The organism is Legionella sp. JM-2024, from assembly GCF_055389095.1.
Window position 1 is genome coordinate 1,548,051 of the sequence record NZ_AP039388.1, and the last position, 12,655, is coordinate 1,560,705.

Sequence of the window (12,655 nt, forward strand, 5' to 3'; positions counted from 1 at the left end):
TTATTTAGTCATTTGTGATAAATACTGTGGAGGAGGACTACTAAAAGGTACTGGTAAATTTCCCTGGGTTAGGGGTGGTAGTACTGTTTCATCATCAGTTTGTTCAAAAGCTTCTTGTGATCGTAACCAATCCAGCTGGTATTGTCGTACATCATTATATTTTTCACCAGTAATATGTAAATTGTCTCTCTCATTACGTAGTATAATCGGTTTTATAAAAACCATTAACACGCGCTTGTCTCTGTTACGGATGTTTCGCTGGAATAATCTGCCTACTCCGGGAATGTCTCCTAAAATGGGTATTTTATTATTGTCATTACCGAGGCTATCTTGAGTTAATCCACCTAACACAACAATATCACCACTTTCAACTTGAACCGAGGTAACAATACTACTGATATTAAAAGTAGGATTTGTTGTACTATCTGTTGTACTGGCTGGATCCAAGGTGTCATTACCTTGATCGATTTGTAATTGAATACCTTGTCCACGAGTAATTTGTGGCCTTACATAGAGGTGTAAAGCAACGTTAACCCGGTCAAAAGTTGTAAAGGGACTTGCTGTGGTGGTGCCACCTGCATTATTTGGATAACTGGTTGTGGCTACAGAAACCTGCTTACCTATGAGTATTTTAGCCTGACGGTTATCAAGAACTACTACAGAAGGAGTTGATAAAATATTAGCCTTTTGCTCTCTTGCCAAAGCATAAATTTGAGCCTGGAAGTCATCTATTCTTGTTTTGCTGTTAATAATGGCAAAACCGGGTCTGAAATCTTTGGGATTACCTGTTTGTTGATTGGATCCCCATTCTATCCCTAAATTGTTAACATCTTTTTGATCTACTTCAGCAACAAGGGCTTCAATTAATAGTTGTGCCGGTTTTATATCTAACTGAGAAATAACCGTTTTTAGAATTCGGATAATTGAGGCTGGTGCATTAAGGATAATCGAATTAGTATTGGGCTCTCCAATTATCTGTACTGTAGGTTTAGTGGATCCCTCATTTTGAGTACTTGCCGATGTCGTATTTGCTGTTGCAGCTGAAGAACTTGGAGGGGCTGAGGTTGGTGGTGACAAATTTGATGCGGAACTTTGCCCATCAGCAGAAGTATTGGCAAGACTGGATGCTGGATTAGTACTGTCTAATGCTGGTCTTGTAATGGTTCCTATGGTTGTTCCTACGTTGCCACTAAAATTAGCTTGAGCTATCCCAGCTAGTATGGGTACTAAATCTTCTGCTCTTAAGTAATTGAGATAAACGACCTGTGTATTGGAATTGACCCCTGTAGAACTCTCTCTGTCCAATTTTAATATGAGCATTCGCAGACGAATTCTATCTGTTTTGCTTCCGCTGACTAAAATTGAGTTCGAACGATCATCAGCAGCAATAGTGATTTGTGTTCTGCTGCCAATACCTGGTTGCGTTTTAACCAGATCCTTTAAGGTATTTGCTACATCCATAGCCAGAGCATGCTGTAAACGAACCATGTCGATTCCATTAGCATTGGAACTATCCACTTGCCTGATAATTTCCGCGAGGCTTTTAATATTATTTGCTCGACCGGATAATATTAGCATATTAGAAGGAGCATAAGCTGAAACACTGCTCCACTGTGGCATTAATGGCCTTAGAACTGGTACAAGTTGTTCAGAAGGAACATAATGAACTGGTACTACAGCGACCATCATGTCGTCACCCCTTGGGGGTGTCTTCATTCCGCTGAGTAGATCTGGCGACTGTGTTTTTGCATCGATATTGGGAATAATTTTTATGATTTCTCCATTAGGTATTGCGGCATAACCGGATACCTGTAGAACGGAGAGAAAAACTTGATATAACTCACGATTGGATAATGGAGTCGAGGAAACAATAGATACTTTTCCTTGTACTCTTGGGTCTATCACAAAATTTTTACCTGTAATTCGAGATACTTCCGCGATTACAGCTCGAATATCGGCATTTCTCAAATTCCATAATTTACTGCCGGAGGGAGCAGTTTGTGGTTGCTCTAAATGTTTGGGGGGTTGGCTTACTTCAAGTGCAGAGGTTTGGTTCTTGCTAATCTGATTAAGCTGTTTTTCTGTTTTTTGAGATAATTTTTCTTTGAGTGCTCTGGCCGTTTGATAATCATCAATGGGACCAACTTGTACAAGGTAAAGGTGTTTATCTGCCAGATTCTTAATTTCAACTTGTTGATCTATCAATTTGGCAAGCTCATTTTGGCGTATTTTAGCATCCTTTTCCAAGTTATAAGCGCCTGCTTGAAGATAAAAAATTGTATTGCCATCTTTAGTTACGGTTGAAATATTGACGTCATTAGCTCGTACTAATGAAGAACAAATAAAGGCTAAAAGTATAATTACTATCGAGCGCATTTAAAAACCGTAAAATAATGGATAATAACATGATAACTAAATTTAACTGCTTACCATAGCTTTTTTAATAACTTAGACCAGGAAATTTAAGTGATTTTTGTTAGTAAGGATTTACTAACGCATTTATTCTCTTTCTTGTGGTTGTAGTCCTGATGTATTGAATAACGAGGAGAGTATTTTCTGAAAAATTTTCATAAAATACTAGATACTACTAGATACCAACTTACTTTCAGGACTTATACCCAAGAAACTCCAAAACAGCATTTTGAAGTATTTTGCGTACAGAAAAGATTGGTGCTTGCTAAACTGAAATAATTCAAATAGATTGAAGCAAAAATTTTAAATTAGGACTTAGGCAAAACTTCAATCTCTTCGTTATAAAATGTTTTCAATTCGATCATTTAGTACCTTCTAACCCCCTCATTGAAAACATTTTATGCCTTGACCTTGTCGTTTTTCGTAAGTCCTAAAAATTGCTTATTTTTAACGTTCATGAAATTCACAGGAAGGGATTTATGTTTAAAGCACCAATAAAATGGGGAATTTTAGGTACAAGCTTTATCTCTGAAGTCATGGCCAATGCGATTCAAGAGTCGAAAACCAGTAAACTTATAGCTATTGGAAGTCGATCAATAGAAGTAGCCAAACAATTTTCTGAAAATTTTGCCATTCCAAAATTTTACGATAATTATCAATCTTTGCTTAATGATAACGAGATTGATGCCATTTACATAGGACTGCCTAATCATTTGCATAAAGAATGGATTATTCGTTGCGCACAAGCGGGGAAACATATTTTATGCGAAAAGCCTTTTGTCATTAGCATAGAAGAAATTCATGAAGTCACATCAGTTCTTGATAAAACAAATGTATTTTGTATGGAAGCATTGATGTATAAGTATCATCCCTTTACAAGAACACTCCAAGACATTATTCAAAGCAAAATAATAGGTCAGGTAAAATTATATAATGCCACTTATACGGCAAATATTGCAGAAGTCGCAAATCCAACTTCTGGAGGAAGTATACGAAATCTTGGATGTTACCCTATATCTTTGGTAAGACTGCTTGCTAATGCTGAACCCGTTGAAATAAGTGGGATTGGAAGGATGAATCCTCAAAACAATACAGATAATCAAGCCAGTGTTCTTTTAAAATTTGAAGAGGATACGATAGCTGTTGTTTCTACTGCGGACGATATTGAGATGTATTGGCAATTTGAGGTATATGGAACAAAAGGCCATTTAAAAGTTGAAACAAATCCCTGGTTGCCCAATTGCGAGAATAATAAAATTTTTATCTACCTCAATAATGAACCAACACCCAAAGAAGTAAATGTCAATGCAGAAAAATCACTTTACACTTACCAAATAGATTTTATAAATACACAAATATGGCATGGAGATGTGAGACAATTTAATGAAGCATCTTTATTGGATAGTCTGGGAAATACCGTAGTCCTGGAAACCTGGTTAAAACAAGTAAATTCTTTAAATAGGAAAAGAGAACCATGTATCAGTTAAAAGAAGACACTGTAATTGCTTATAATAATCAGTTCGTATTAATCTGATTTTACCTGATTTGAGTGATTGTTTCTCCTTCGCGCCAAACACCATCCCAATTGTGGAGTGGTGTAGTCAACAACAGTCGACAGCGCTTAATATAAACAGAAGCCAGTTTATCATTAGGGTAGGCAGGAGTTAATTTTTCAAAAGCCACTATGCTTTTTTCCCAAGACCCTTTTTGATATAGCAAAAAAGCTTTTTCAAATTCTTTTTTATGTTTCTCCAAATTCTCAAGATTTGTCTCGGTAATTAACTCATAAATTGCTATGCTTTCACGTTTACCCCTGACCGCTACTTCATCCAGCATACGAAAAGGAAATTCTTTGGCCACCTGAATGAAAGTGGTATGACTGACAATAATTTTGGTGTGATAATTTTTATTAATTGATTCTAAGCGGCTTGCCAAATTGACAGAGTCTCCCAAAGCTGTAAAACTAAGTCTGTCTTCAGAGCCTACATTACCAACTACTGCATCTCCTGTATGAATGCCAATTCTTATATGAAATTCAGGAAATCTCCTACGCTTATTTTTCTGATTTAATTTTTTCAGTCGCTCCAGCATGATTCCGGCCGTTTTACAGGCATGAAAGGCATGTTTTGCATCCTTTAAAGGAGCATTCCATAAGGCCATAACGGCATCCCCAATGTATTTATCAAGTGTGCCTTCATGTTGTATCACTGCCTCAGTCATGTACTGAAAATAATCAGATAAATAAGTCATTAACTGTTGAGGTGAAGTTGATTCTGCAATACTTGTAAAGTCTTTGATGTCAGAAAATAAAAGGGTTACGGTTTGGTTTTGCCCGCCAACTCGAGCTATTTTTCCACTATTCATTAATTTTTTGACCAAAGAACTGGGTACGTAGCGCTGAAAAGAGGTCAAACTTGAGCGCAAAGTGGAAAGAGTTCTGTCCATATAACTAATTTCTTTAATCCTGGTTTTTAATAATGGTCTGGGCTTAAGATTAAGCATGGTAATTTCTTTTGCTTCTTCAGTTAATTGAATGATAGGGTTTGATATTCTTTGTGAGACGATACGAACCAAGATTGTTCCAATCAGTAAAACCAAAATCGTGAGCAGGATATAACGCATACTTAAATTTTTCAGGGGTTCGGTTATATCATCTTCCGGAACTATGATAATAATATGCCAAGGCTCTATCCCCTTCCTGTTTAGTACGGGTTGATAGGAGAAAAAGTATTTTTGATTATTGTGAATATAGGACTTTACTATAGGTTGAAAGGAATTAAAATCCAGTTTCTCAAGAGGAATATTAAGTTTCTTTATCCATTCAGAAGTTAATCTTTTCCCACGGATGTCTTCATGGTCTTGAGGATTGCGGTAAGCGATCACATTGGACTGATTATTGACTACATAAATCATTGTATTTTTAGTTACTTCCAGAGATCTAATAAAATGCTGCAAGCCATCCACTGTCAGGTCAAGTGCAATAACGCCTTTTAGATTCTTATTTTTATCGTATATTGGTGAGGCAGCAGTAATACCTGGTACAAGGAAGTCACTTTTATCGAATACATAGAAGGTATATACGTTGGTCCATATTGGTTTCTCCTCTTTTACGGCCTGCTGGAACCAGGGACGCACTCTTGGATCATAGTGACGGGTAAGTAATTTTTGTTTAACTATTTTCCCTTCTGCATCTAATTCATAATGCTTATTTATAGGGGGTGACTTTGTATTAATGACATGGGTTAATCCTATGGTTCCTTTTTTTTCTCTATCTACCCCTATAAAATCCCCGTTTGCTGTTCCATAGTAAACCATAAATATTTCAGGATTATATCGAATCGATTCAAAAAGGAATTTATCAAATTGTTCTGAGTTATCAGGGTTAATAATACCCTTATCCAGCGCATTTTTTATTTCAATTAAATCAAGATTTAACGGATTTAGGTAGATTTGAAATCGTTCTTTAATTAGTAAGGAAGCTTGTTCGATTGATTCTTTGGCACTTCTGTTCAGAACTTTATTGAAAGCGAGATAATTGATGCCAATAATAGTGAAACCTACCAAGCTCAATAAAAGGACGAATAGGGTAATAATACTAACACGTATGCTAATTTTAAAGCTGCTAGCCATAATTTTATGCTTTCTATTCGAAGGGAATACACACCTTCCAAGTGAAATAAGATTAATGACTCGTTTTAAATAAGCATAGCCTTCTTTAGGCAGAAATACATATAATCTGCATCTTTTTACATAGATACGCTATAAGTGTTTTAAAGATGCGGATCTATGTCACATCAGCTTAGATCCAGGCAAAATCTATAGGTTATACAAGGAGTTATATGTCCACTTATTTTGGCTATACTTCAGTAGGACTTAATTCGTTCAAGTTTGAGCAGAGAAAGCATGCTTAAAATACTGATAAAACTTAACAGCAACATAAAGATTTCGACTCGTTGAATCCCTAACATACTGGTGATGAAACTGAAGAAGGCTGAGCAATTAAATTGGCAAAATAAAGTGATAGCTAATGCAATAGCCATTTGTTGTGGGAAAGGGCGAACGACGGCCGATGTCGCAGAAGCAACAATAAAACCTGTACCAAAATAATAGACCATCATAGGAACTATAAAAGTCAAATAAATATTTTCAGAAGACAATACAAATAACCACATGAGAACGGTTGAAAAAACAAAGAAATGCACACCTAATTTTGTTAATTGCGTACTATGAAAATATTTTACTATTAAGCCACAACAAGCTGTACCTAATAAATGCATAATGGCCATAGAAGTTTTAATAGAGCCGTATTGAGCGCTAGTAAAATGTGCTCCTTTAATAAGAATAAATGAGGCACTGGTATTAAATGCTGATTCACCTGCCATCATCAAAGCAGAAATAAAAAGATAAGAAACAAAAACAGGATGGCTAAAGACCAGCATAAGACTTTGACTTAGCTCTGGAGAGCTTGTTTTTAGAGGTTTTGTTTCTTTTAGCGATCTACACAATGGTAATAGTAGTAAGCCATATGATGCTATGAGAAGAGAAGCAATTTTCCAATTCCAATAGCTGTTTATTAATCCTCCTAAAAAGGGAAGAAAGCAAATAAAAACACCTGCTAAGGTAAATAACCATGCAAAATATTTTGTGGATTGTTGCTCATTATGAGTATCATTGATCATTGCTCTACCCATCAGTAGAGTAGCGCCAACTCCAATTCCCTGGAAAAAGCGACTTATTAAAAAGAGGACAATAGAATTGTTCAATGCTACCAAAAAATTACTAACAATAAACAGGATCAATCCTCCTATGAATACAGGTTTTCTACCATAGTGTTCGGAAACAAGACCCCATAAAATCATACTGAGGGCTTTCCCCAGCAGAAAAAGACTAATGGTTAACTGGGCTATGTTGGGACTTACTAAGAAAAAATCGGCTAATGAAGGTAAAGCAGGTGTGAGAAAATGTATATCCATATTCCCAAGAAACCAGGTTAATAGCACAATAAGCAGAGCATTTGTTTTCATAATTTTGCGTTCAAATAAGAGTTAGAGAAAGCAGAGATTTGTCGAGCGTTTAACAGATGATGTCCATACACAAAAATAGCGAATAGAAAGTAAATTGCAGCAATCATCAGGAAAATCGCAGTGTATGGTAGATAACTTGCCAAAATACCCCCTAATAGCAATCCAATAAGATTTCCTAATTTAGCAAATGAGTTGGCTAATCCTAATGCATAACCAGGTAATAAATTACGATCACTGCACAGGGCAAATAATGCGGGTAATAGGGCGGCTAATACAACTCCCCATAAAATGCGTATAAAGCCAAATAGATAAAAACTGCTGACATTGGCTTGAATTATCATGAGGATAGCCCCCAGTAAGCTATAACGTATTAAATATTGGTTAACCAATGGAGGATGACTTCGACAGTGGTCAAATTGTCTACCACACCACTCTGAACTGCATAGCATCCCTATAGCGGGTAAAGAGTAGAGTAAGCCAATCAGTATTAGATTATCAGAGCAATACTTGCTTAAATACAGTGCAAAACCTGGATCGGGCAAAAATTTGGCAATTTGCGTTAGCATGATTAATAAACAAAGAAAGAAGAAAATGTTTTTTGACCTGAGAAGATGGCTGGATGTTTGTGATTTTTTCTTAACCGGATTTTTTCTTGAAGAAGGTAATTTGTAGTGCATGGCTATAGTAGCCATCAAACAAATTAAAGTAGCTAAACCAAATAATCCCTGGTAGTTAGTAAGGATTAGTGCTAAGCCTCCGACAAGCCCAGCAGTGGCAGTAGCAATTGCTTTGGAAGACTGTAAACGGGACAGTTGTGTACTTTTGTTTTGCCATTCAGTGACACTTAAAGCATAGGTTTGCATTGCAACAATAAATCCTGCGAAGGCTCCTTGCATTAATCGAATAATTAAAATCCAAAATATAGAATTTACCCAAATCATGCTTGCCTGAGTAAGTACCAAAGCCCAAGATGCTCTCATCAACATGGGTTTATAGCCATAGCGATCAGCAGCCATCCCCCAGATTGGTGTTAATAGTATATTAGCAACCATAGGTAAAATTAAACTTAATGTGTTGTAAACCACAGCAGATTGCATTGGTGCATTGCTTTGATGAGAAATTAACAATGGCAGAAAGGGATTCGTCATTTCTAATGCCAATATCATCAAAAATTGACCAAACAACATCGTTTTCTGTATCGACTTATTCATTATATTGACTCAATGGGTTATCGAGACTAGAAAATACCAAGTTATCTTGATTCTGATTAAGTCTCATAGTAAGCAAACTTTTATGTGGCCAGGGAAGAGAAAATAAGTGCTGTTGAAATCTTTGATATATTAATGAATTCATTTCTTTTCTAAAGTTTTGTAACAATTCATTTACAGTTTGTCTTATTAAGGACCATATCTTCTTGGGAGATAAGCCATAGGCTGCATGCAAGCAGTTAATAACGGGTGTCAAATTACTCAGGAAATTTCCATAAATGAAAGTATTAAAGACATCACCAAGCTCATAACATGAAATGGTAGAATCGGGGTGGAGATTTGGTTTTGGAATTTTGTCATAATGTGAATTAAAACAGAGCTTAATACCACCTAGATCACGAATTACCAATCCGATTGGCCGATTATGCTGAAAAATAACCAATGTATTTTGTTGCTGTGCTTCTAAAGCAACACCATATTTTAATAACAAATGTAATTGGCATTGTAAAACGCACTTGCAATAATCAATTAAGTACATTTCAGGTTCAATTTTGCTTGCTTCAATAATTTCAATTAATAGAGGTAATTGACTGATTGCAGAAGCTGCAAAGAGTGTCGCAACTGGTATTAATATTTGTGAGTCTTCGAGCATTTGTAGTGGATTTTCACGTACTATCATGGCCAAATGTTTTTTTTCTTGGAGAGAAATGGAAGGGTGCATTGTATTAATTCCCGCTAAATCTCTAGCTAAAAAAAGTGGTTTCTCAAAAGCCTGGTATTGAATAAGTAATTCTTTAAGCCAATTGGAAAGAGGCGCTGAGTTGCTTGCTGATGCTGGAGATACAGTACGAAGAGCAGAGGTTGTGTGCACCGCAGTGGCTAATTTTAAATGTGGCCCTCTGTTATCTATAGGCATCATAGTTCGAAAGGACATTGAAGGTCTTGTTTTTTGAAGATTCTGGACAATGAGTAACTGTTGTGAATTGATTAAACTTGAGGCAAGAAATCGTAATTTATTGTCCCATTGCCAAGGGTGAACGGGAAGGGGAAGATAGTGTTCAGGATCCAGATGTTGCAAGCTGATATGTTCATACCAGGCTTGATATTCTTTAACAAAATGTTGAGCAAATAATAAGACATAGTTTGTGGTATCAATTGAAGTAAATGCAACGGAACGGTGTATGGCTAGCCAATGAATGCTAACCTGAGTGTTAAATTCAGGGGAATACTGAATCACTTCTTCAGGAGTAAATCCTTTTTTTACTCGAAAATTTGGATGATATGGATGACCTGTACACCCCCATTGCTCTGAAAAGGTCAGAATTTGCTGCTTATCATGGTGTTCAGATAACCATAACCATAAACTGGAATAGTTTTTTGCCTGTTGCTTTAGTGATTGTTGCCAATAATGATAATAGGCAAGGGCTAATGCCTGATTGGTAATACTTTCTTCGAGTTCTTGTTTTAACATAGACCATCTATCAAATATCTTTGCTGGATTTTGTTTTTTCTGCTGATTTTTAAGCAGATCAAGATAATCATGGATATGGTGACAGGGAATTTTCTTATCCATCAATCCTTCACAAAGTGCCGCATGTTGTAATCGAGCTAAACATTGTTGATGTGCGATGGATATAAAATATTCCATTTCTGACTGTGAAATAGGAACTTGTTTTTTAAGTAATAACTTATGTAATTGATTATTTGTTTTATAAGAATTGTTTAAAACCACTGCCATGATTATTCCCTTCAATAGGTGAGAAACGATCATACTATAAATGATAATGATTATCATTTGCAATAAGGTGTTGTGTTTTTTCTACTTAAATAATTGGGAATGGCTTTTTTAATGGAATTTGTTGACAATTCGTTTTGTTAAACCGCTTCAAAGTAACACATGCTTTGGTTTGTCTCTAAGAGATGTTTACAAAATAGCGCTAGTAAGTAATCAAAAAAATACTTTTCGCGCATAAAGCGCGAGACGTATTGTGTATAAGTAAATACATTTGTTCTGTTTTAATTCAAAATCTAGCTGTGCATATTTAAATCATATGGCGCCTTAGCTCAATTTAAAAATTTAATATGGCTTGTAATGCAAAATTATTCATTTTTATATTGCGTCCACTTACAAAATGATTTAACCCTGAGGCTATGGCATTATTTCCATAACCGTAGTCTTTAGCATACTGAAGTTGAATACTAAGATAGGGGGAGGGGTTCATTGACAATCCTATACCAAGTCGTTGTTCAGGTAAACCTAACGCCAGAGCTTGAAAGGAATAGTCATAGAAGCCAATTATTTTAAAAGGGAGTTTTACATTAATATCATAACCACTTTGTACGCTAAATGCTTTCGGTAAAGCTCTTTTACTGTTATAACTCATGTCTTCTATCGCAAAAGGCTTAACTGCAGTGACATAAGTCAGATAAGTGCTTATCCTCTTGTGTCTCAAATTAAAATAAGTTGCGAACCCAGGTACTCTGGTTTTTAATGGATGAGATAAAAAACCTCCAAAACCTTTATTATATTGAAACAGCTGACTGTCTGCTAAGGAATATAAATAACTGACACCCAGGTCGGCTATTTTGTTATGTAGACCAGCATTCAAATTGTAGTAAAGAGGCAGTGATGAAGTTTTTGTCCGAGAATAAGGCTCAAAAAAAGAGGCATTAGCATAATATAAAGAATCATAGCCAATAACTGCAGTAGCTTCGTTTGTTTGTCCTAACGCTTTTGTGAGTGGTTTGTAGATCAAGTCGTTTTTATAATTTCCAAAAGTCAGCCATTTTCTCCCAATTGTAAAAAAGGCGTTTGACGGAGGCATTTTGAATTCATCATAGAGTTGCTCAAGATAAAGTTGAGGAGCAACGGGGGTTGGTAATGTATTAAAAATCAAAAGTCCTTTCATTTTATTCCAATCAGTAACCTGTAATTCAGTGCCTAGTTTGATATTGGATAACTGTTGATTGAGTAAATATTTCTCACCTTGTATTGCTGAATTAGTGGCATTAAAGAATATATGTCCGTCATAAGTGAAATTTTGACTTTTAAATAAAGTATTACCGGTACTGGCAAAAGCAAATACATTACCAAAGAACACCAATATTCCAGAAAAAATTCCAGTTTTAATGTAAGTTTTTATGTACAACACTTGATTGTTTTAAATGAAAATGATTATCATTATCATTTAAAAAAAGAATATATGGAATTATTTTTTTACTAAATAACGTGAGTTCGATATAAAAGACATGGAAATGGCTTTTATATCGCTAAATGAACGATATTCCATAAAGCTTGTCCTCAGCGAAAGCGGGGATGTATAGCATTTATATGAGATCCACTTCATAAATTGCTGAGTTCGATATCAAAAAATAAGCTCACTTTTGATATCGAACTCACATTAAATAGAATGATTTAGAGGTGAATCTGTTTTTATGTAACGGATGCTTATTATCGCTAGCATCCTATTGGAAGTGTCTATGAATCTCCAGGTGACTTTTTACTGTTCTTCAAGTCTACTGAATTGAAACAATCTTTCCGCCAGTTAAATTGACAAGCTCGCCAGGATGTAAAGAAAAAACAGCATTTGGCATTCCTGCTGCAGCCCATAATTTTTCAAATGTCATCAAATCTTCATCAATAAAAATATTATCAATTATTTGTTTATGACCTATTGGTGGAATGCCACCAATTGCAAACCCCGTTATGGCACGGGTAAAGTCAGCATCAGCTTTAACTATTTTTTCACTAATTAATTTTTCAAATTTTTTCTCATTCACTCGATTTATACCACTAGCCAGAATTAAAACTGGCCGATTGGTCTTTTCTGAACGAAACAGTAGTGATTTAACAATTTGATCAACTTCACATCCTATACTTAATGCAGCATCATGAGCCGTACGTGTACTGGAAGACAGCTCAAGCACTTTTATTGTTAATCCTTCTTTTAACAAAGCGTCCTGAATGGCTTTGGCATTTTTACTCAAATTTTCATATTCGATCGTCATAGC

8 protein-coding genes are annotated in these 12,655 nt (G+C 35.6%); 1 reads left to right on the forward strand and 7 read right to left on the reverse strand.

Annotated elements, in window-relative coordinates; all coding sequences use genetic code 11:
- The gene (gene lspD, locus ACZ5EK_RS06870; protein WP_464432133.1) at positions 1-2,376 is read right to left on the reverse strand and encodes a GspD family T2SS secretin variant LspD; all 2,376 of its coding nucleotides are present in this window, start codon (positions 2,374-2,376) and stop codon (positions 1-3) included.
- 515 nt (positions 2,377-2,891) lie between these two features.
- On the opposite strand from lspD, the gene ACZ5EK_RS06875 reads away from it, so the two are divergent.
- Positions 2,892-3,899 (forward strand): Gfo/Idh/MocA family protein, encoded by a 1,008-nt coding sequence (locus ACZ5EK_RS06875; protein ID WP_464432135.1) that lies wholly within the window; start codon positions 2,892-2,894, stop codon positions 3,897-3,899.
- Between the two features lie 49 nt (positions 3,900-3,948).
- On the opposite strand, the gene ACZ5EK_RS06880 is transcribed toward ACZ5EK_RS06875, so the two are convergent.
- From ACZ5EK_RS06880 to ACZ5EK_RS06905, 6 genes are all read right to left on the reverse strand, one after another.
- Positions 3,949-6,042: an adenylate/guanylate cyclase domain-containing protein gene (locus tag ACZ5EK_RS06880; RefSeq protein ID WP_464432137.1), complete on the reverse strand. Its 2,094-nt coding sequence runs from the start codon at positions 6,040-6,042 to the stop codon at positions 3,949-3,951.
- Between the two features lie 233 nt (positions 6,043-6,275).
- Positions 6,276-7,436 (reverse strand): MFS transporter, encoded by a 1,161-nt coding sequence (locus ACZ5EK_RS06885; protein ID WP_464432139.1) that lies wholly within the window; start codon positions 7,434-7,436, stop codon positions 6,276-6,278.
- Positions 7,433-8,647: an MFS transporter gene (locus tag ACZ5EK_RS06890; protein ID WP_464432140.1), complete on the reverse strand. Its 1,215-nt coding sequence runs from the start codon at positions 8,645-8,647 to the stop codon at positions 7,433-7,435. Before ACZ5EK_RS06890 ends, ACZ5EK_RS06885 begins: the two co-directional genes overlap by 4 nt.
- Positions 8,640-10,382: an IucA/IucC family protein gene (locus ACZ5EK_RS06895; protein WP_464432141.1), complete on the reverse strand. Its 1,743-nt coding sequence runs from the start codon at positions 10,380-10,382 to the stop codon at positions 8,640-8,642. Before ACZ5EK_RS06895 ends, ACZ5EK_RS06890 begins: the two co-directional genes overlap by 8 nt.
- A 331-nt stretch (positions 10,383-10,713) precedes the next feature.
- Positions 10,714-11,745 (reverse strand): LbtU family siderophore porin, encoded by a 1,032-nt coding sequence (locus ACZ5EK_RS06900; RefSeq protein WP_464432144.1) that lies wholly within the window; start codon positions 11,743-11,745, stop codon positions 10,714-10,716.
- A gap of 415 nt (positions 11,746-12,160) precedes the next feature.
- A complete protein-coding gene (locus tag ACZ5EK_RS06905) occupies positions 12,161-12,652 on the reverse strand; it encodes a YbaK/EbsC family protein (protein ID WP_464432145.1) in 492 nt (163 codons plus the stop codon).
- Positions 12,653-12,655 lie beyond the last annotated feature (3 nt).